Here is a 20,974-nt window from a genome sequence, read left to right as displayed (position 1 = left end):
CAGTGAACAGCCTTCTGTCGCCGGTAGCGAGGGAAATTGACGATAATCCTGAGAAGCAACCGGGCCAGTCACCGCTCAGAGGGCGCCCGAACTGCCTGGGCGCGTTTATTGATAGCCAAGGATATCACGCCGCAGGACGCTATCCGTCTGGCCGCTAAACGCCCCTATGCCTTTGAATTCCAGCTCGAACATGACGGCGGTGTTGCTGCCGGGCCTGATCTGGCCTGGTGGCAGGGTGGCGATGACGCCGTCGTAGCCCGTTACATAGTGACGGGCTACGACGCTGACCTTCACGCAGCAACCCTCGTACTGCACGCCGGCGACGGCCTCCACCGTGCGTTTGTCCATGGTCGAGTAGGTCCAGTCGCCGATCAGGCGCCAGCGGTCCGTAAGCGGGTAGACCGCCGAGATGTCGTATTGTTCCAGCAGGTTCTGGCGGAAACGGTACGAGAAGTTGAGAACGCCATCGAAGCCAAGTCGGCGCTGCACCGTGAACGTACCCAGTTCGGTCTTGCGAGTGTTCGGGTTCCAGAGATATTCGGTGCTCATGGTCCACTGGTCGTTCAACTGACTGCTCAATTCAGCCACATAATCCGAGCCGCTCCAGTGGGTGGCTGCGGTGCCCGGAACCTGGACAAGCTGCGGCGTAAAGTAGCGAATCTGGCCGAATGTGGCAGACAGTCGTTCGACACCGCCATCGTCGAGCAGGCGTGAGGTGACGGCGGCCGTCAGATTGTTTGCATTCATTTGGCGATCGGCGCCCGAGAACTGATTCGGAGCAAACAACATCCAGTCATCAAATGCCATCAGGCTGGTATCGAACAGCGGCAGATTGTTCTGGTTGCGATACGGTACATACAGGTAATACAGGCGCGGTTCCAATGTCTGTGTGTAGTGGGTATCGAACATCGACGTACTACGTTCGAAAATCAGGCCCTGGTCCAGGCTGATGATCGGCAGAGAGCGGCTTGGATTGCTTTGCGTAAACGGTGAAGCGGTACCGGCACTGAGTGGGCTGTAAGCATTGTAGTTTTGATAGCCGGCATCAAGCGAGTACGCGGTATAGCGATACGCCAGTTTCGGGCGGATAAACCAAGCAGCCCCCTGGAAATCCGCATCGACGTAAGGGTTAAGGTCGATTCGGCTGCCTTCGACCATGTTGAACTTGTGGAACGACACCGCCTCGCTAGTCAAGCCCACGTCGTACCAGCGGGCAAAAGGAATATCCATATTGAATGTGGCGCGCGGTAGGCGTTTGTAAGGCTCCACGCTGTTTGGCTCGGCCGGATCCACATTTTGGTAAATATCGCCGCCGAAAGACGCGCTCCACCAATTACCGGAGCCATACAGGTACATGCTGGAATACAGCAGGCTTGTCGAGATAGTGAAAAGGTCGTCACCAAAATCGTGCAGGTAATTTTGATCCGATGCACGATTGATACTGGTGACGACTGCCCATGGCCCCCCAACGTTCGTTGTGTTGCTGAATTTGTATAGGTAACGCTGCTGACCTTGCGTATTGATCGAAGTCGGTGTGATTTTCTGGTCGTTATACAAATCATTGGGCAGGAATTCGAAATCAAATTCGCCCTTGGTCTTGGGGAATAGGTAACGAGCCTGGCCGGACAACATCGCGCCGCGCAAGGTGTAGTAGCGTGGAGTAAGCGTCGCGTCGTAATTGGGGGCTAAGTTGAAGTAATACGGAATCCGGAACTGATAGCCCGCGTAACCGGTGTGCTCATAGTACGGATACAGAAAACCGCTGGCGCGATCGTTGCTCAACGGAAACGACATGTACGGCGTATAGAAGAGCGGGAGCCCGAACACATTCATCGTGGCATCGCGAGCAACGCCACGGTTGGTGTTTTCATCAGTATCGATTTTCTTCGCGCGTATTTCCCAGATATGGCGACCGATGTCACAGGTGGAATACGTGGCTACGCTGTAGCGGTTACGGTTCGCATCAAGCATCTCGCCGCGTACAGCAGTGCCGTTGCCGTGCGAATCCAGTATCTGGAACCGCACATTGCCGGTGGCGACCCCGGTACTGTTGCTGGTGTTGCCGACGATGTGGTCGGCGGACAACAGATGCGTGGCTTCCTGATAATGGACATTGCCACGCGCGTCGTAGTCGGTGGTATCGCTGTTGTAGTCGGCGATGTCGGTGTGCAGTTCCTGGTCGGCACGGATCGTTTTCACGTGGCCAGTCAGGTGATAGATAACCTGGTCTGGGCTTTCGACATGGTCGGACCAGACATAGGTCTTGGCCGTGTCACGCAGGGACGAATCCTTGCTCAGGAAGGGGTCGTAAAACTCCAGCAGGCCGTTCGGTCGGCATAGCGCGAAATTGTCCGGGCGCGGAGGGCAAACGAACGTGCCCAGCGGGCAAACGGTTTCGGAGCCGTCCAGCGAGGCCTTGGCCTTTTTGTTCTGGGTTCCGGCCTGGACGTTCTGGCTGCTGATCAAGGCAGCAGCGGCAGCGATTGCCAGCAGGCAGCGTGGAGGCAAGTAGCGCAAGGGCGGCGTAGGCTTCACGGAGGGCAGTCAATCGGCGGCGAAGGGGCGTTAAGCTAACAGAAAGCCCCTTCGGTCGGCACGGGTTCCGGGAGATGATTCAGCATGAGCGGGCACAAACCTGACAAGACAGACGAGCAATGGCGCAAACGTCTGAGCCCAGAACAATATGCGGTGTGCCGTTGCTCCGCGACCGAGCCGGCTTTCAGCGGCAAGTGGTACCGACACAAGGAACAGGGGACGTATATCTGCGTAGCCTGCAAGGCGCCCTTGTTTGTGTCCGAAACCAAATACGATTCCGGCTCTGGCTGGCCCAGTTTCTTCCAGCCTGTTACGCGATCGGCGATTAGCCTGGTACAGGATGACAGTCATGGTATGCATCGCACCGAAGTGCGATGTGCGGCCTGCCAGTCGCATCTCGGACATGTTTTTCCGGACGGTCCGAAGCCTACGGGGCTGCGCTACTGCATCAACTCGCTGGCGCTGGATTTTGTGCCGATGAAGTGAGAAGTGACGTTAGCTTGATAAGAGCGCACCTGCGTGTGCGCTCACACTGGCTGCCAGCGCTGACAGGTCGTAACCGCCTTCCAGTGTGGATACCAGGCGACCATCCGCATGCACCCTTGCCAAGGCCACCAGACGCTCGGTGATCCAGGCGTAGTCCTCGGTCTGCAGGTGGATGTCGGCCAGTGGATCGTTGTAATGAGCGTCGAATCCTGCGGACACCAAAACCAGTTGCGGCTTGAACGCATGTAATCGCGGCAGCAACGCACCATCCCACCATTCGCGAAATTCGTAAGAACCGTCGCCAGGGGAGAGCGGGGCGTTGATGATATTTCCTGCGCCGCGCTCATCTTCGCTTCCGGTGCCTGGATAGAGCGGGGATTGATGGCTGGAAATGAACAACACCCGCGACTCGTGCTGAAAAATAGCCTGGGTGCCATTGCCGTGGTGCACGTCGAAATCGGCAATCGCCACGCGCTTGAGGCCATGCACCGCGATGGCATGGGCGGCGCCGACGGCAATATTGTTGAACAGGCAAAAGCCCATCGCAGTATCGGGCGTAGCATGATGCCCGGGTGGGCGCACCGCGCAAAAGGCGTGCGAGGCGGGGCCTTTCATCACTGCATCAATGGCTGCTACGACAGCGCCGGCTGCGCGCAGTCCGGCTTCCGCCGAAGCGGGGGACATCAGGGTGTCTTCATCCAGCCGCACCGTACCTGATTCAGGCGTCATGCCGAGGATGCGGTCGATGTGTGCTGCCGTATGCACGCGCAGGAGCTGTTCACGGGTCGCGCGTGGCGCTTCCACGCGATCCACCATTGCAAAGCGATCCTGGTCCAGCGCTTGCAGCACGGCACGCAAACGGGCTGGGGATTCGGCATGCCCCGGTCCGGGGTCATGCTCAAGGCAGACAGTATGCGTGTAGAGCTGCAGCATGCGGTTTAAGCTTTCGGCTTGCGGCGTCGCTCGCGTTGCCAGAGCACCTCACCATGACCGCCTGCGCGAGCCAGCACGCGCCCAAGTACGAACAGCAAATCCGACAGGCGATTGAGATAGCGTTGTGCCTGCGGGCGGATCTCCTCCACGCGATTCAATGCAATCACCTGCCGCTCGGCGCGGCGGCACACCGTGCGCGCCAAATGGCAGCAGGATGACGCCATGCCGCCACCTGGCAGGATGAAATCCTTCAGCGGTGGCATGGGGTCGTTGAAACCGTCGAGGGATGTTTCCAGTCGGGTGATGTCGGCATCCTCGATCATCGCCATGCCGGGAATGCACAACTCGCTGCCCAGATCGAACAGTTCGTGCTGCACCTGGACCAGCGTTTCACGCACAGCATCCTCGACGTCTTCGCAGGCGAGCACCATGCCGATGGTGCTGTTGAGCTCATCGACCGTACCGTAGGCTTCCACGCGTAGCGAATCCTTAGGTACTCGCGAACCGTCACCGAGCCCCGTCGTGCCGTCATCACCCGTGCGGGTGTAAATCTTTGAGAGCCGATTGCCCACGATCAGTGCTGTACTGGACGGTGATGCTGGGAGGCATGTGCCATCTGCACTGCCAGTACATGCAGCACGGCGCCGAGCCCCGCATACACGGCAGTGGTTTGCAGGAACGGCAGATACCAGTCGCCCAGATTCGCAAACCATGCTGCAAAGCTCTTCGGCGTCGGCACGTGATGGCTTAGCCAGTAGAAGCTGCCGTTGGAAATCACATAGCACGCCGCTTCGCTCACGAGCAGCACGGCGATCGCCATGCCCAGGGTGGAAAGCGTCAGACCGCGCTGGCGCTTGGCCAGCCAACTGCCGCCCATCCATAAAGCCCCGTAGGCGGGAATCAGGAACCAGTAGCCCAATGACACGCAGTAGTGGTCCCAGAAACGGATGCCCATGTGAGTGATCACGATGTCATCGATCAGCACTGCCTCGGCTATCAGCAGCGGGAAGATCCAGCGGGCCGAGCCATGCAACCAGAAACCGGCCAGAAAGAAGAGGCCCCACGACGCATCCCAGATATCGTGATGAAACAGCGACAGGTGGACACGGGTCGCCGCCATCACCAGGGCTAGCGCGGCAAAAACGCCAAAGCGCTGGGTCTGTGTCATAACCATAAGAAACTCCCTGAAAACCTGCGACCAATAATGAGGAGCCAAGTTTAGCCCAGTCGACGCGTCCCCGATATGCGAAGAATGCCGCCCAACGCGTATGATCTCGCGCATGAATCCCTCTGCTCCCTTTGCTCCCAACGGCACCATTCTGATCGTCGGCGGTGGCCTAGTTGGCGCCAGCCTCGCCATTGCGCTGGATGCAGCCGGCTGCCAGGTCACCCTGGTCGAAGCGGCCGCCCCGCGCGCGGATGCCCAGCCGAGCTACGACGAGCGCAATCTCGCGCTGGCGCGCGCCACGGTGAATGGATTGACCGCGATTGGTGTGTGGCCGTGGGTTGCTGCGCAAGCGACGCCCATACGCCATATCCATGTAAGCCGTGCCGGCGAATTCGGCAGCGCTCGGCTGGATGCGTCACGGCATGGTGTCGATGCGCTGGGCTGGACCTTGCCCGCACGCGAACTCGGCACGGGTCTGCTGAAAAGACTCGATACCTGCGAACGGCTCGTGCGGTTTGCACCTGCCAGTCTTGTCGGTCTGGAAAAACAATCTGCTGGCTGGCGCGCGCAGGTCAAGACGGAACAGGGCACACAGCACATCGACGCGGCCTTGCTGGTAGGCGCTGACGGCACCGAATCCTTCGTGCGCGCGCAACTCGGTATCAACGCGGATGTACACGATTACCAGCAAACCCTGTTCGTCTGCACTGTTACACCGGAACGTGATCCCGCCCATCGTGCTTGGGAGCGCTTCTCCGACGAAGGCCCCATGGCTATGCTGCCGTTAGCCGAGCGTCGCTGTGGCTTGGTATTGACGGTGCCATCGAAAACCGCAGCGGACGTTATGGCGCTGGATGACGCAGGGTTTATCGCGCTTGCGCAGCAGCGTTTTGGCTGGCGTTTGGGCAGGCTCACTCGCCCCGGCAAGCGTCACCCTTATGCCATCCGCCGGGTTGCTGCATGCAAGCTTGTCGCATCGCGTGCCGTGCTCGTCGGCAACGCGGCGCAAACCGTGCACCCCATCGGCGCACAGGGTTTCAACCTCGGCCTGCGTGATGCATTGACACTGGCCGAGCTAGTCGCTGACGCCGCCGATCCCGGTGCGTCCGATCTGCTCGATCGCTATGCCGCGCGCCGCGCACCCGATCGCGAAGGCACCATGGCGATGAGTCACGACTTGGTGCGCTTCGCCTGCATGCCGCAGCCCTGGCTGGCGCCGTTTCGCTCGCTGGCCCTGCTTGCTTATGACCGCGTCCCGCCATTGCAGCAAGCGATGGCGCGGCGAGGCATGGGTTTTCGTGGCGAGCCACCGCACGCCGTGCTGGAGCGGCTGCCATGAGAATCGTGCCAACCACGCAACGTCGAGGACCAGCGCTGGATGTTGCCGTCGTGGGCGGTGGCATGGTGGGTGCGGCAGCAGCGCTTGCCCTGAGCCGCGCGGGTTTCAGCACCGCGTTGCTGGAAGCGCACCCACCTTCTGCATGGCATGCACGAGATGAAGTGGATCTGCGCGTGGTGGGTCTGGCGCCATCGTCCATCGTTCTGCTGGAAGAACTCGGCGTATGGCCGTCCATTCGTGATGCACGCGCCTGTCCTTATGCGCATATGCACGTGTGGGATGCCGAGAATGGTGCCGCCATCGACTTTGATGCGGCGGATGAAGGCCGCGATCTGCTCGGTTACATCGTCGAGAACAACCTGGTGCAATGGACGCTGTGGCAATCGCTGGAAGCGGCTGGTGTGCAGCGGCTGTGTCCTGTCACGGTGAAGGACTTCGAGACTCGCGCCGATCGTGTGGTGCTTGAGCTTGCAGAGGGTGAAAGCCTGGCGGTGTGCGTGCTGATCGCGGCCGATGGCGCAAGCTCACCGCTGCGCGAACGCGCAAGCATAGCCACGCGCGGCAGAGATTATGGGCAGCGGGCAATCGTGGCGCATGTCACGACAGAACGCGAGCATGCGCGGACCGCCTGGCAACGCTTCCTGCCAACCGGTCCGTTCGCTTTATTGCCGTTGGCGGACGGACGTAGCTCGGTGGTGTGGTCGTTGCCGGAAGCCGAGGCGCGACGCGTGCAGTCGTTGGACGATGCAGCATTCCTCAACGAACTTGGCATCGCGAGTGATTTCCGGTTAGGTCGCATCACGGCCGCCACGCCGCGGGCGGCCTTTCCCTTGAGGTTGCAACTGGCGAACACCTATCAGGCCGATCGCTTTGTCTTGCTTGGCGATGCCGCCCATACCGTGCACCCGCTTGCAGGGCAGGGCGTAAACCTTGGCTTGCGGGACGTGGCCGAATTGCGCGATACCTTGGTTGCTGCGCGAGATGAAGGACGCGATATCGCTGGCGCTCACGTGTTGCGCCGCTACGCGCGTCGCCGTCGCAGTGCCGATACGCTCGATGCGTACGGTTTCGACGCGCTGGCTCGCATTTATGCCTGGCAATCGCTGCCGTTGACAGTGGCGCGTGGACTCGGCATGCGCATGCTCGATCGCCTGACGCCGCTGAAGCGGCGGATTGCTGCACACGCTGCCGGGCTTTGACCGGGTCGCGTCAACACTTGATGTCATCGAACCCAAACTTGAGGAATCACATCATGCGTTTCGTTCGACTGGGTTGTGTTGTCTTGCTTGCCGTTTTCAGTTTTGCTGCACACGCGAAGATGGTTCATCGCAATGTGGAGTGGACGCTGGATGGCACACATTTCAAAAGCGTGCTGGTCTACGACGATGCTGTCAGCACCAAACGGCCGGGCCTGGTGATGGTGCCGAACTGGTACGGTATGAACGATGCGGCCGTACAGAAGGCCGACATGATCGCCGGCAAGAATTACGTGATCCTGTTGACTGACATGTATGGCGAAACCGTCCGACCGCAACCTGGACACGCCGACCAGGCCAAGGCGGCCACCGAATCGCTGTATACCGATCGCACATTGATGCGCAAGCGCATCAATGAAGCACTTGCGCAACTGAAAGCGCAGGCCGGTACCGCGCCCATCGACCTAAGCAAGCTGGCCGCGATCGGTTTCTGTTTCGGCGGCACCGCGGTGCTGGACTTGGCACGCAGTGGCGCGGATGTGGCTGCCGTCGTGTCCTTCCACGGTGGCCTGACCACCGACGATCCCGCGCTGGCGAAAAACATCAAGGCGCGTGTGCTTGCCATGAACGGGGCGGACGACAAAGGCACCATGCCGGATGCCGGCAAGTTCATGGATGAAATGCGTGGCAGCCCCGCCGAATGGGAGTTCGTTGTGATCGGGCACGCTGTACACTGCTTTACGGAAGTTGGCGAAGATTCGTCATGGTGCAAATACGACGCAGGTGCGGCGGCACGTAGCTATCGCCTGATGCACGATTGGTTGGGGGCAGCCTTTAGTGGCAATCCTTAAGGCAGCGCTGCCTTAAATCTCGCCCGACACTATAGGGTTACCTCCGGATCAAGAGACAGGGATCAAGTCCGGGGTAACCCACCGACGCGGCTCTTCAGAACATTCGCTGCACCGAATAATCCGCCAGCGTTGCCAACGCATCACGGTAAGAAGACACCGGCAGCGATGCCAGCGCTTCACGCGCTGCGTACGCATGCTGCATGGCGCATTCACGCGTACGCTCGATGGCGCCTGACTCGCGAATCGCAACAACAATAGGGTCGAGTGAATCCAGTCCGCCATGCTCGATGGCATGACGCATCGCGCGCGCCTGGTCCGCACTCACGCGCTGCATGGCGTAGATCAGCGGTAGGGTGGGCTTGCCTTCGGCTAGATCGTCGCCGATGTTCTTGCCCAGGGTGCTGGCATCGCTTACATAATCGAGCAGATCATCCGCAATCTGGAAGGCATAGCCAAGCTGCATGCCGTAGCGACGCAGCGCAGCCATCTGGATCTCCGGCAGACCGCCCAGCAAGCCGCCCAGCTCGGTGGCTGCGGCGAACAGCACGGCGGTCTTGCGTTCGATGACCGCCAGGTAGGCGGTCTCGTCCACATCGGCATTGCCGATATGGAGCAACTGCAACACCTCGCCTTCGGCGATGGTGTTGGTCGTGTCGGCCAGGATGCGCATGATGCGCATATCGTCCAGTTCCACCATGAGCTGGAACGAGCGCGAATAGAGGAAGTCACCCACCAGCACACTGGCGGCATTGCCCCATAACGCATTGGCGGTCTTGCGGCCACGGCGCAGGCCGGACTCGTCCACCACGTCGTCATGCAGCAGCGTGGAGGTGTGGATGAACTCGATGACCGCGGCCAGCTTCAGGTGTTTGTCGCCGCCATAGCCGGCGGTCCGGGCGGCAAGAGCATGCAGCATGGGGCGCAGGCGTTTGCCGCCCCCGGCAATGATGTGGTCGGCGATCTGATTGATGAGCGCCACGTCCGAGGCCAGCCGTTGACGGATCAGGGCATCGATGCGCTGCATATCGCCTTCGGCTAGCGCACGCACGCTGGCAAAGTCGCGTACGGGATCGATGGTCTGGAGAACAGATGAGCTCATGCGGCTGGAACTGGACATTAGGTTCCTAATTATAGAGGCCGCGGCTACCCTACGTGTGATTCCAGCCAAATTTCCCCGATCAAGGCTGGCCGGGGCTTGTCTGCTGCCGGACGCTGAGCATGGGTCGCTAGTGAGTACTCACGGTCAGGTCCGTCCTCACTCACGCTACCATGGCGCCACTTGTCCGGATGGAAGGGACGAATGATGACTGAGCAGTTTGATCTACTGGTGGTAGGTGGCGGCATCAATGGCGCAGGTATCGCCCGGGATGCGGCGGGGCGTGGCTTGTCGGTCTGTTTGTGTGAGCGCGACGATCTGGCTGCGCATACCTCCAGCGCCAGTACCAAGTTGATCCATGGCGGCCTGCGTTACCTGGAGCAATACGAATTCGCCCTGGTTGGCAAGGCGCTGGCAGAACGCGAAGTGCTGCTGCGCGCCGCCCCGCACATCATCTGGCCGCTGCGCTTCGTCCTGCCGCATCAATCGCATCTGCGCCCAGCCTGGATGATCCGCCTCGGGCTGTTTCTTTACGACAACCTGGGTCGCGGTCGGCGCACCTTGCCAGGGTCGCGGCGCGTGAACTTGAAACATCACGAGTCTGGGCCGCCGCTGCGTGACGAGTTTCAAACCGGCTTCATCTATTCCGACGCATGGGTGCAGGACGCACGGCTGGTGGTACTCAATGCCATGGATGCCATGGAGCGTGGCGCGACGATCTACACCCGCACACGTTGCGTGAGCGTTAGCCGTGATGCGGATGGTTGGACCGCAGAGCTGGAATCGGCGCACGGTGGGCGATCGACGGTTACGGCCAAGGTGCTGGTCAACGCGACTGGGCCGTGGGCGGTGCAATTCCTCGATCAGGTCGCCAGGATAGGGCACGACCATGCGCTGCGGCTGGTCAAAGGCAGTCACATCGTCGTGCCGCGCTTGTTCGAGCACGAGCACGCGTACATTTTCCAGCAGCCTGATCGGCGCATCGTGTTTGCGATTCCCTACGAACATGATTTCACCCTCATCGGCACCACGGATGTCGAGTACCGCAGCGATCCGTCCGCACCGCATATCGATGACGAAGAGACCCACTATCTCTGCGATGCGGCAAATCGCTACTTTAAGAAAACCATCACGCCAGCCGATGTGGTGTGGAGTTACAGCGGTGTGCGCCCCTTGCTGGATGATGAGCAGGGCAATGCCTCGGAAGTGACCCGCGATTACCTACTGGAGCTGGATCAGCAAGGCGCGCTGTTGCTCAATGTCTTCGGCGGCAAGCTGACCACGTACCGCAAACTAGCGGAGGAGGCGATGGATCGGCTCGCGCCATGGCTGCCGAATGCATCGGCAGCCTGGACCTCCAAGGGACATCCGCTCCCCGGTGGCGAATGCCAGGATGTAGATGTCTTGCAGCGCGAATTGCAATCGGCCCATCCGTGGTTGCCGCCGTCATTGGCCTGGCGCTTGGTGCACAGCTATGGCAGCCGTACCATGCGTATCCTTGGGCAAGCGCGTTCCTTGCAAGATTTGGGCGAACATTTTGGCGGCCATCTGTATCAAGCGGAAGTGGATTATCTGCGCGCCATGGAATGGGCCGTCGATGCACGAGATATTCTCTGGCGCCGCAGCAAGCTCGGCCTGCGCTTCAACCCGGAACAGGTGGCGTGCCTGACGGCGTATCTCGCCGATGCGCCGCCGCGCCATCCCATACATGGGAATCAAAAAAAATGCTTTCCCGCCTTGTAGCGGGAAACTAGCCACATCACCGCGAGAGGAAAGACATGTCGAACCATGCAGTCAACTTGTTTATCGCAACATTAATCATGCGGCTCATGAAGGGAATACAGCCATGAGCCGCCAGGGAATCGGCGAGCTGATTTCTGAAGCAATCGCCGTCTTCATCATCATCGCTTTCGGTGACTCGGTCGCCTGCATGTACGTGCTCTACGACCCAAGCCCGTATGCAAATGCCTATTGGGGAGTTTGCATCGCTTGGGGTCTGGCAGTGACGATTGCGATCTACGTGACGGGCTCCGTTTCTGGCACGCACGCTAATCCCGCGGTGACATTGGCACTAGCGACATTCCGCGGATTCCCATGGAAAAAGGTGATTCCCTACAGCATTGCGCAAGTGGTTGGCGGATTTATCGGCGCGACCGTGGTGTATCTGCTGTTCTCGCCAGTCATCGATCACTACAACCAAGTGCACCAGCTAACGCGTGAAGCAGGTGGTGCCGCGGGCGTGTTCTTCACGCATCCAGGCTTGGCCATTACACCCATGCATGCGCTGTTCGACCAGATCGTGCTGACGGCTTTCCTGCTGTTCGGCATTTTTGCGATTACCGAGCAATACAATGAAATGGCGCCGGGTGCGAACTCCGGTGCGCTCATCATCGGCTTGCTGGTGGCCACTATTGGCGCCTCGATGGGTTACCTCGAAGCGTGGGCGATCAATCCGGCGCGCGACTTCGGCCCGCGCCTGTTCGCGTATTTCGCCGGTTGGGGTTCCTCCGCTTTGCCGGCGCCGGACAACTACTGGTGGATTCCCATCGCCGGTCCGTTGATCGGCGGTGTCATCGGCGGCGCGGCCTATCAATGGCTGATCTATCCCTTTCTGCCCGCGCGCCAGCGCGTTCTGCTGCCGCAAGCAGGCAATGCAAGCAAGCAGGTCGTGGCCGATCCCACCCATTGAATTCGCCCAGCGACCGTCGGCATGTGTTTGCCCCGGACATGACTGATTTTCACAGGAGCCGCTTCATGGACAAGTCTTACATCCTGGCGATCGACCAAGGCACGACAAGCTCACGCGCCATCCTGTTCGATCGTGCAGGAAGCATTGTCGGCATTGCGCAGCGCGAATTCGGGCAGATCTTTCCGCAGCCAGGCTGGGTCGAACACAAACCGCGCGAGATCATGACCAGCGTGCTGACCACCATTACCGAGGTGATGAACAATGCGCAGGTCGATGCGCATGTCATCGCTGCCATCGGCATCACCAACCAGCGTGAAACCACGGTGGTGTGGGACAAGGCAACCGGGCAGCCCGTCTACAACGCCATCGTGTGGCAGTCGCGCCAGACGCGTGACATCTGCGATGAGCTGATTGCCGCCGGTCACGACAAGATGGTGCGTGCAAAGACCGGCTTGCTGATCGACGCCTATTTCTCCGGCACCAAGGTGAAGTGGATCCTCGACCACGTTGAAGGTGCGCGCGAGCGGGCCAGGCGCGGCGAGCTGTTGTTCGGCACCATCGATAGCTGGGTGATCTGGAACCTCACCGGTGGCAAGGCACACGTTACCGACTACACCAATGCTTCGCGCACGCTCATGTACAACATCCATGAGCAACGTTGGGATGACGAATTGCTGGTCATGCTCGACGTACCGAAAGCCATGCTGCCCGAAGTGCGTTCCTGCAGTGAAATCTATGGCAAAACCCTGGGTCAGCACTTCTTCGGCCTGGAAGTGCCGATCGCCGGTGTTGCTGGCGATCAACAAGCCGCCTTATTCGGCCAGGCCTGTTTCGAACCGGGTATGGCCAAGAACACCTACGGTACCGGCTGCTTCATGCTGATGCATACCGGTGAGAAGGCGGTTACTTCCCGCAACGGTTTGCTTACCACCATCGCTTGGGGGCTGGATGGCAAGGTGGAATATGCCTTGGAAGGCAGCATCTTCGTGGCTGGCTCGGTGATTCAGTGGCTGCGCGATGGCTTGCGCATGCTCGGCAAGTCCAGCGATTCGCAGGAATACGCCGAACGCGCAGGCACCCATGAAGGCGTCTACATGGTGCCTGCGTTTGTCGGCCTCGGCGCACCGTATTGGCGCAGCGATGTGCGTGGCGCCGTGTTCGGCCTCACGCGCGGCACCACCAAGGAGCACTTCATCCGTGCCGCCGTCGAATCGATGGCCTATCAGACACGTGATGTGCTGGCAGCGATGGAAAGCGATGCTGGACTGAAATTGAAAGAACTGCGTGCGGATGGCGGCGCCATTGCCAATGAATTCCTGGGCCAATTCCAGAGCGACATCCTCAACGTGCCGGTGCTACGGCCGAAAGTGGCCGAAACCACTGCGTTGGGCGCGGCGTATCTGGCGGGCCTTGCTACCGGATTCTGGTCCAGTCGCGAAGACATCGCGCGGCATTGGGCAGTCGATCATCGCTTCGAGCCGGCGATGCCGGAGGCAAAGCGCGAAGCGCTTTACGCGGGTTGGAAGCAGGCCGTGGAAGCCACGATGGCTTTCAAGATTTGAGAGATGGATGGGATGAGTGAGGGTCCCAACATCGGCGCCCTGATGCTGGTCCAATGGGATTGGCCGAATAACATGGCTAGGCTCTGGCACAAGCCATGTATCATGACGGGCAATGAGCCTATGCTTGAGGCTCTGCAGGGTCCGGATACGCCTCCGGGCATCCCGCACCTCCGCGTCGTCCCAGTGAAGACCGGGATCCAGTGACTATTCCAGCCATTGATACGCGGGTCCAGCACGATGCAGTCCTGGCGCTCATCCGGAAAACCTTTGTCCAGAATCAGTTTTGAGGTCATTCATGGCACGCGGTATCAATAAAGTCATCCTGGTCGGCAACCTCGGCGCCGATCCCGAAGTCCGTTACACCGGCAGCGGCACAGCGATCACCAACCTGCGCATCGCCACCTCGGAGCAGTGGACCGACAAGCAGACCGGCCAGAAGCAGGACCGCACCGAATGGCATCGTGTGGTGCTGTTCGGCAAACTCGGCGAGATCGCCGGCGAATATCTCAAGAAAGGCCGTCAGGTCTATATCGAAGGCTCGCTGCGCACCAACAAGTACACCGACAAAGACGGCATCGAGCGTTACACCACCGACATCATCGGCAATGAGATGCAGATGCTTGGCGGTGGCGGCGGTGAAGGCGGTGGTGGTTACCCGCAGCGTTCGCAAGGTGCTGATGCGCCGCGCCGTGGTGGTGACGATTTTGGTGGTGGCGGTGGCAATTACGGCAATGCGCCGCAACGGCAGCCTGCACCCACACAGGACGGTGGTCCTGTGCTCAACAACAACTTCGATGACGACGATATTCCGTTCTGACTCGACAATCGTCAGACCAAGCAACCAATCCTTGGCCAACCTAACGGCGGTCTTTTTTGATCACGTGCAGCCGACGAATGGGATTTCGATCAGTTTTTCTTGCGGAAAACTTACGATAGAGTGACGGCCTGGTTACAGCATCCGTGACTAACAATTAAAACATGAGAAAAATCTTACACTTCCACATACCCAAGACAGGCGGGTTAGCTATACAGCACTATTTCGTGGAGCGTCTCGGGAAGGAGCATGTGTCGGATACCATTTTAGGCCGTCGCCTGAAAGACGCGCTGGTGCAATTTAGCCACCTTGACGTCGTTAGTGGCCACTTCTTATTGCAGCATGGAGATAGTCTTCCTCAAGACAGGTGCTGCATGACTGTTCTACGTAACCCCATTGACCGCTTTTTATCAGAATATTTCTACCACAAAAGCGATGGTGCTGAACGTCTGCTTGATTCACGGCGGCATGTTTTAAGTCTTGATACCTATTTAGAGCAACTCTCGCTCAACGAGCAGGAGGCCATGGCGATACAGATTGGAATGCTCTACTCGCTAGGGACATCTTCACGAACCATCCTTTCGCTGGAAGAGAAGTTTACGGCAGCGATCAAGGCCATCGATTCCTTCGAACTGATTGGGGTACAGGAAGAGTTGGAGGACTTTGCATGCATGCTGGATGCTAGATTTGGTTGGGAACACGTCCCACTAAAACTGAAAAATGTTACGTCGCAGAGAATTAAAACCGAATCGCTGTCGCCGCAACATACGCAGAAGCTTCGCGCGTTCTTTGCGCATGAACTTGAGCTCTATGAGTACGCAAAATCTCGCTTTCAAGCATCCCGAAGGGAATTTATCAAACGGTCAATAGCGGGGGGGCTTGATAAAAACACGGAAATCGTCGCTTCCAGTCCTATGCCATGTGAAGAATCTATCTGCGATCAACACACGACAGAGTTTGGCGATAAGCGCTGCTCGATTGAGGAAGTGTGCATCACCGGAGAGAATTCCGGGGCTTCCATGGTCATGATCGGAGAATATTTTGATATCTCTCTCAAAATTAAGGCGGCTAATGCCATCGATACGCTAAATGTCAGCATTGCCATTAAGGACGAACGTGGCCTGCTTATATTTAGTACCAATTCAATGCTGCTTGGACACATCTACTCACTTAGTCGGGGTGAATATGTTGTGCACTTCAAGATATTTAATCGGATGCCAAGAGGTAGTTATTATATAGATACTACCTTGATGGCAGGAGAAAACCAATATATAGGTTGTTTTCATTCGTGCGAAAACATTGCATCCTTCACCGTATACGATAGTGCCGTTATGCACTTCGAGGGGCATATATTCATGGACGCCGATGTTTCTTTGGCGTCTACGGGTGATTCTATATATGAACACAAGCCCTATGTGGCGGCAGCTCACCAAGTAAGGTCATTTGGACGTAACAATAAAAAATTACACCAATTCAAGTCCAGTGTCCTTCCCGCGGCGCGCATAGAAAATTTCTTTCCTGGCATGGATATGTGCATACCCATGCGTCTTGAAAATACCGGCGATGAGACATGGGCGGCCTACGGACGACAACCTGTGGCACTCACTTATCGCTGGTTAGCAAAGGATGGAGAGATTGTGGTTGCAGATGGCCTGCGCACACGTCTTCCAGCCGATGTTCTTCCTGGCATGGCCGTTATCGTTCCGATGCAAATCAACGTGCCTGCTGAACCACAGTCATTACAGTTGATGGTTTCATTGGTTCAAGAGGCGGTTGCCTGGTTTGTCGATAGGAATCCAGATGCGGCGTATATCATGCCTGTAGAGCTTGTCTGAGCGGAGACATCCAACGTTTGTGGCCGAGCAGTCGACGCCAGCCATGCTCCCACGATCGTTTCGATCATGTGCAGAGCGTGTTGGCCGAAATCGTGCCCGCTGTAGAGCGGGACATCGCTTGTTTGTGTGGCAATCCCAACATGGGCGATGCCGCATTCAATGCACTGAAGGAATTCGGTTTGCCGATTCCGTGGATTCGTCGCGAGAAATACATTTCTTCGCTGATGCCGATGGGGTGAGCGAAGGAGGCACTTGCCTCCAGCTAAGGTGTTTACCTGATACCGGATTTTCACTTTGTAGATAATCTTAGCGGTGCTCCAACACCCATCTCTGGTACATACACTCTCCCTACTCCTTCGGCCCACACCGTGTTGACCGAGGTTGCCACCATACCGAGACAGTGTTACTGCAAATCGGTCTCCTGCTCGCGGAATTGACGGCGCCGCGTTTAGAAGCCGCCATGCAGTCCTGGTGCAGCGCCAGCCGCCTCTTATCAGCCTGCTGCGCCGACAAGCCCACACGCACTCATTCATTGCTAATTAGGAGTAACCCCCCCCCCCCCCATGAATAATCTTAGTTCTCGCGTTAATTTTGATCCACGTGTGGGATATCCCGAGCAACCACCTGCATCCATCCAATCCGCCGACGCACTGCGCGCGGCACTGCAAGCTGAACCGTGCAAGCTAGATGTGCGGACGTGCGCACGCTGGTTCGAAAAAATGGAAGACTCCGATCTGCCTACGAAGGCTGATCTCGAGCTGCTCGCGGAGAAGCTCCCCGAGCTTGTAAGCAACTCAGACCAGTACACATGGCATAAGGAAACGTATATCCAATGGAGTTCGCTATTTCAAAAAGTCGGGAACGCCCCTGATTGCCAGGAACAGTTGAAATCGTTATTAAACATCATGGCCGACTGGTTGAAGGGCCTGCCGGAAGGATTGAGTCCTTGTACCGCGTCCACCCTCCTTAACAACCTGCAGGCGATGCCATCTGCCGTTAGCACGGAGGCGGTACTGCAGGCTATGGCCCGGTACATTTCCCAGGAACCATTTTTATCCGACCAATCCATCACTTACGCTCTGTTCGTGCTGCAAAACATGCCGCAGATGGACGGCACCGACGCGGTGCTGCAGGCCATAGCCTGGCGCATTTCCGAGTCCACCACTTTCTCTGCCTGTGACATCCTCGAAGCCCTGGGTAATATGCGAAACATGCCGCAGATACCTGGCACCGAGGCCGTACTGCGGGCCATAGCCGGGCAGATTTCCCTGGCCCGCTCTTTCTCTGGCCAAGACGTCGTCTGCGTCCTGTCTGAGCTGCAAAACATGCCGCAGTCGGCAGGCACTCAGGCGGTGCTGCAGGCCATGGCCCGGCATATTTCCAATACACGCTCTTTACCTGTCCAAACCATCGTCTACGTCCTGTCTGGGCTGCAAAACATGCCGCAGACGGCTGACACTGAGTCGCTGCTGAAGGCCATAGCCTCGCACATTGCCAAAGCCCCCCCCTTTATCTGCCCAAGAAATGGGCAATGCCCTGTCTGGGCTGCAAAACATGCAGCCGACGGACGGCACTCGCGCGGTGCTGAATGCCTTGGTTAGGTGTAAGAAACACATCAACGCCGCCGATTTGGGCAATATCCGTCCGAAAACCTATCTGGCCGAGTGTATAGGCAGCGTGGGAAATCATCTCACCAACGCCGATCCCTCGGCAGTATCTTTAATCATCCAGATCAGTAGCGCATTGGACCTGCCACTCAGTCCGAAAGACCTCACGCCTGATACATATCCCAAGACGATTTTTCAGTTACAACCCCTGCGAGTACGACAACAGTACGTCAGCCACTCAGCGCAGCTACTTGGTGGCGGCCCTAGGCGACCGTAGTTCCTTGCATTGTGGTCGCATTGTGACCACAATTAGGCTGTGTAATTTGTTCTGGGAGAGTGGGCTATGAGCGCCACCGCTGATACCTATGTCCGAGCCCGTATCGACTCCGTCACCAAGGAACGCGCCGCTGTCGCCCTTGGAGCGATGGGGCTATCAATTTCCGACGCCATCCGATTACTGATGTTGCGGATTGCTGACGAACGCTGCCTACCTTTCGATGTGAAGGCGCCTAATGCTCCCACACAGAATGCAGCACACCATGGTTTGTAGAGTAAAGGTGCGCTATGAGCAGTAAGCCCAAAAAAGTGATACACGGTGTTGAGCTGATGCCCAGGCCGATCATCCACCCGAAGAAGACCGTAACCGTCGCCACTCCGGAAGGTCGGAGTGAGGTTATTCGCGCCGTCCGGAAAGTCATGTCCACACACGACAAGGTACTCAGGGCACTCAAGGATAGATGAATGCTGGATCTCGAATATGTGATCGCCGTACATGACGAAATCCTTGCGAAATACGGCGGCCTCCCTGGTTTTGCCAATGGTGGACGTGGTGGCGTTGAGGCGGCGATACAGCGTGTTGAAAACCATGTTTTCTATGCCGACCTCAATGATGTCTTCGGTATCGCCGCAGCGTACGCGATAGCTATCGCCCGTGGCCATGTGTTCAATGATGCAAACAAGCGTACGGGGCTAGCTTGTGCGCTGACTTACCTTGAGGCAGAAGGGATAGTTATTGGGGAGTTTTCGAACCTTGAAGAGGTCATGGTGGATGTTGCGCAAGGAACCGTTGATCAAGAGGAGTTTGCCGAATATCTCGGTACGATCTGGCGAAGGTCACAAGGCCCAGAATAATTGGGCAAGCCGCCCAGAGTGTCACATCAAGCCCGACCTGCTGCTGGTTCGCCAAAGGAATTCTGACACTTTCCAGAATAACGCGGCTTGGTCACGCAGCGAACTTTGGGGCTGACGGAATTTTTGGCGGTTCCGGCTTACACCCCCAAATCGGTCTCCCGCTCGCGGAATTGACGGCGCTGCGTTTAGAAGCCGCCATGCAGATTCTGGTGCAGCGCCAGCCGCCTCTTATCGCCCTGCTGCGCCGACAAACCAACGCCCACTAGGGATGCTCTGATTTATTCCTCGTTTCTGGCATGCTACCGCCATCGCCTTATTTAGCCACGCCATGAAGCAAACCACGTTCGCCTCACTGAACTACAGCACCAAAAAGCGGCAGACACGCCGAGAGAAGTTTCTGGCGCAGATGGAGCAGGTGGTGCCATGGAAAACGCTGGAGAAAGTGATTGAACCGCACTACCCGCGTGAAGGTCGCCGTGGTCGTCCACCGATACCGCTTGGCACGATGCTACGCATTCACTTCCTGCAGCAGTGGTACGCCCTGTCCGATCCCGGGATGGAAGATGCGCTGTACGAGATCGAGCCGATGCGGCGCTTCGCTGGGATGGAACTGAACGAACAGGCCATTCCGGATGAAACCACGATCTTGAAGTTCCGTCGTCTGCTGGAAAAGCACGATCTGGCCACTTCGCTGCTAGCGAAGGTCAATGCGCATCTGGAACGTCGTGGCTTGTTGATGCGGAAGGGAGCGATCGTGGACACCACCATCATCGAGGCGCCGAGTTCCACCAAGAATCAGGACAAGGAACGTGATCCAGAGATGCACCAGACGCGCAAGGGTCAGCAGTGGCATTTTGGCATGAAGGCGCACATTGGCGTGGACATGCAATCGGGTTTGGTGCACACGGTGACGTGCACAGCAGCGAACGAGGCCGACATCAACGAGGCCGTCAAACTGCTGCATGGCAAAGAAGAGATGGCGTTTTCCGATGCGGGTTACACCGGCGTAGAGAAGCGCGAGGACGTGAAGGACAGGGACGTGGAGTGGCAGGTCGCGGCCAAGCGCGGCACGGTGACTGGGTTGCCGGAAGGCAAACTCAAGAAAGCGACCAAGTGGTTGGAATACCTCAAGGCGGCGATTCGCTCAAAGGTCGAGCATCCTTTCCGTATAGTGAAGCGGCAGTTTGGCTAGGTGAAGGTTCGCTACCGGGGACTAGCGAAGAACACCGCCCAAGTGAAGACACTGTTTGCGCTGTCGAATCTGTGGATGGCGCGACACAAGCTTATGGCGATGACAGGGAAGGTGCGTCCGGTGGTTGGGTAATAAGGGGTAAAGACCCCTGCATGGGGCACTTTTTAGCCCATTCTGTCGAAAATAAGGCAATTTTCGTTAAAAATTCACTCATCTGTTTGATAGTGAGTGGGCGTTTAGACGTCTGAACACTAATTGTTCAGAGCATCCCTAACTGACTGTTTATTAGGAATAACCCACTATGATTAATAACGTTCAACCCGTTAATCCTTATCAACACCTGGTACCTGTGCCGGGTACCATGCAATCACTCGCCGGTAACGACCTAGCGCAGATAATCGGTGGCGACCGTAGGCTACCGTAGTTCTCCGGTATAATACATCGTTTTCGCACGCTGGTCGCACCCTCACCCCAGCCCCTCTCTCCTTCGAGGGAGAGAGGCTCATGCCCTACTCACCCGGCCTGACATCGAAAAAAGTG

General features: G+C 57.8%; 16 protein-coding genes and 3 pseudogenes. 14 read left to right on the top strand and 5 right to left on the bottom strand.

Features of this window, described 5'->3' with window-relative positions; translation table 11 throughout:
- Nucleotides 1-105: 105 nt before the first annotated feature.
- Nucleotides 106-2,535, bottom strand: a complete 2,430-nt coding sequence (gene lptD / locus EO087_RS08825; protein ID WP_128898546.1) for an LPS assembly protein LptD — start codon at nt 2,533-2,535, stop codon at nt 106-108.
- 84 nt (nt 2,536-2,619) lie between these two features.
- Between lptD and msrB the strand changes: the two genes are divergently transcribed.
- The gene (msrB, locus tag EO087_RS08820) at nt 2,620-3,021 is read left to right on the top strand and encodes a peptide-methionine (R)-S-oxide reductase MsrB (protein WP_128898545.1); all 402 of its coding nucleotides are present in this window, start codon (nt 2,620-2,622) and stop codon (nt 3,019-3,021) included.
- A gap of 9 nt (nt 3,022-3,030) precedes the next feature.
- Here the strand turns inward: msrB and EO087_RS08815 are convergent, their stop codons facing one another.
- Genes EO087_RS08815 through EO087_RS08805 form a run of 3 tightly spaced genes read right to left on the bottom strand, consistent with a single transcriptional unit; the run spans nt 3,031 to nt 5,128 of the window.
- Nucleotides 3,031-3,954, bottom strand: coding sequence for a histone deacetylase family protein (locus tag EO087_RS08815; RefSeq protein ID WP_128898544.1), 924 nt, complete (start codon nt 3,952-3,954; stop codon nt 3,031-3,033).
- 5 nt (nt 3,955-3,959) lie between these two features.
- Nucleotides 3,960-4,526: a cob(I)yrinic acid a,c-diamide adenosyltransferase gene (locus tag EO087_RS08810; RefSeq protein WP_128898543.1), complete on the bottom strand. Its 567-nt coding sequence runs from the start codon at nt 4,524-4,526 to the stop codon at nt 3,960-3,962.
- 2 nt (nt 4,527-4,528) lie between these two features.
- Entirely contained in the window at nt 4,529-5,128 is a 600-nt protein-coding gene (locus EO087_RS08805; RefSeq protein ID WP_128898542.1) for a hypothetical protein, read from the bottom strand.
- 106 nt (nt 5,129-5,234) lie between these two features.
- Here EO087_RS08805 and ubiH point away from each other — a divergent pair, with 106 nt between their 5' ends.
- Genes ubiH through EO087_RS08790 form a run of 3 tightly spaced genes read left to right on the top strand, consistent with a single transcriptional unit; the run spans nt 5,235 to nt 8,508 of the window.
- Nucleotides 5,235-6,461: a 2-octaprenyl-6-methoxyphenyl hydroxylase gene (gene ubiH / locus EO087_RS08800; protein WP_128898541.1), complete on the top strand. Its 1,227-nt coding sequence runs from the start codon at nt 5,235-5,237 to the stop codon at nt 6,459-6,461.
- A complete protein-coding gene (locus tag EO087_RS08795) occupies nt 6,458-7,660 on the top strand; it encodes a UbiH/UbiF/VisC/COQ6 family ubiquinone biosynthesis hydroxylase (RefSeq protein ID WP_128898540.1) in 1,203 nt (400 codons plus the stop codon). The genes ubiH and EO087_RS08795 overlap by 4 nt, the downstream gene beginning before the upstream one ends.
- A 53-nt stretch (nt 7,661-7,713) precedes the next feature.
- Entirely contained in the window at nt 7,714-8,508 is a 795-nt protein-coding gene (locus EO087_RS08790; RefSeq protein WP_128898539.1) for a dienelactone hydrolase family protein, read from the top strand.
- A 94-nt stretch (nt 8,509-8,602) separates the two neighbouring features.
- On the opposite strand, the gene EO087_RS08785 is transcribed toward EO087_RS08790, so the two are convergent.
- A complete protein-coding gene (locus tag EO087_RS08785; protein WP_128898538.1) occupies nt 8,603-9,607 on the bottom strand; it encodes a polyprenyl synthetase family protein in 1,005 nt (334 codons plus the stop codon).
- 204 nt (nt 9,608-9,811) lie between these two features.
- On the opposite strand from EO087_RS08785, the gene glpD reads away from it, so the two are divergent.
- The 10 genes and pseudogenes from glpD (at nt 9,812) to EO087_RS08730 (ending at nt 20,566) form a co-directional block, all read left to right on the top strand.
- On the top strand, nt 9,812-11,347 hold the full coding sequence (glpD, locus tag EO087_RS08780) for a glycerol-3-phosphate dehydrogenase (RefSeq protein WP_128899871.1): 1,536 nt from the start codon (nt 9,812-9,814) through the stop codon (nt 11,345-11,347).
- Between the two features lie 103 nt (nt 11,348-11,450).
- Nucleotides 11,451-12,293, top strand: coding sequence for an MIP/aquaporin family protein (locus tag EO087_RS08775; protein WP_128898537.1), 843 nt, complete (start codon nt 11,451-11,453; stop codon nt 12,291-12,293).
- Between the two features lie 65 nt (nt 12,294-12,358).
- Nucleotides 12,359-13,855: a glycerol kinase GlpK gene (gene glpK / locus EO087_RS08770; protein ID WP_128898536.1), complete on the top strand. Its 1,497-nt coding sequence runs from the start codon at nt 12,359-12,361 to the stop codon at nt 13,853-13,855.
- 295 nt (nt 13,856-14,150) lie between these two features.
- Nucleotides 14,151-14,672 carry a single-stranded DNA-binding protein gene (gene ssb, locus EO087_RS08765; protein WP_128898535.1) on the top strand — a complete coding sequence of 174 codons (522 nt, stop codon included), beginning with the start codon at nt 14,151-14,153 and terminating at the stop codon, nt 14,670-14,672.
- Nucleotides 14,673-14,920: 248 nt separating this feature from the next.
- Nucleotides 14,921-16,504, top strand: a complete 1,584-nt coding sequence (locus EO087_RS08760; protein ID WP_343132796.1) for a Wzt carbohydrate-binding domain-containing protein — start codon at nt 14,921-14,923, stop codon at nt 16,502-16,504.
- Nucleotides 16,505-16,557: 53 nt separating this feature from the next.
- Nucleotides 16,558-16,743: pseudogene (locus tag EO087_RS08755) on the top strand (ferredoxin--NADP reductase); the annotation flags it as partial.
- A 480-nt stretch (nt 16,744-17,223) separates the two neighbouring features.
- Entirely contained in the window at nt 17,224-18,105 is an 882-nt protein-coding gene (locus EO087_RS08750) for a hypothetical protein (protein ID WP_128898533.1), read from the top strand.
- A gap of 349 nt (nt 18,106-18,454) precedes the next feature.
- Nucleotides 18,455-18,643 (top strand): annotated as a pseudogene (locus EO087_RS08745) (type II toxin-antitoxin system RelB/DinJ family antitoxin); the annotation flags it as partial.
- A gap of 209 nt (nt 18,644-18,852) precedes the next feature.
- On the top strand, nt 18,853-19,242 hold the full coding sequence (locus tag EO087_RS08740) for a type II toxin-antitoxin system death-on-curing family toxin (protein ID WP_128898531.1): 390 nt from the start codon (nt 18,853-18,855) through the stop codon (nt 19,240-19,242).
- 328 nt (nt 19,243-19,570) lie between these two features.
- Nucleotides 19,571-20,566, top strand: a pseudogene (locus EO087_RS08730) (IS5 family transposase).
- Nucleotides 20,567-20,974 lie beyond the last annotated feature (408 nt).

This window comes from Dyella sp. M7H15-1 (assembly GCF_004114615.1).
Classification (GTDB): Bacteria; Pseudomonadota; Gammaproteobacteria; order Xanthomonadales; family Rhodanobacteraceae; genus Dyella_B.
The sequence above is the reverse complement of the archived record's forward strand: the minus strand, read 5'-3'. Positions and strand labels throughout refer to the sequence as shown.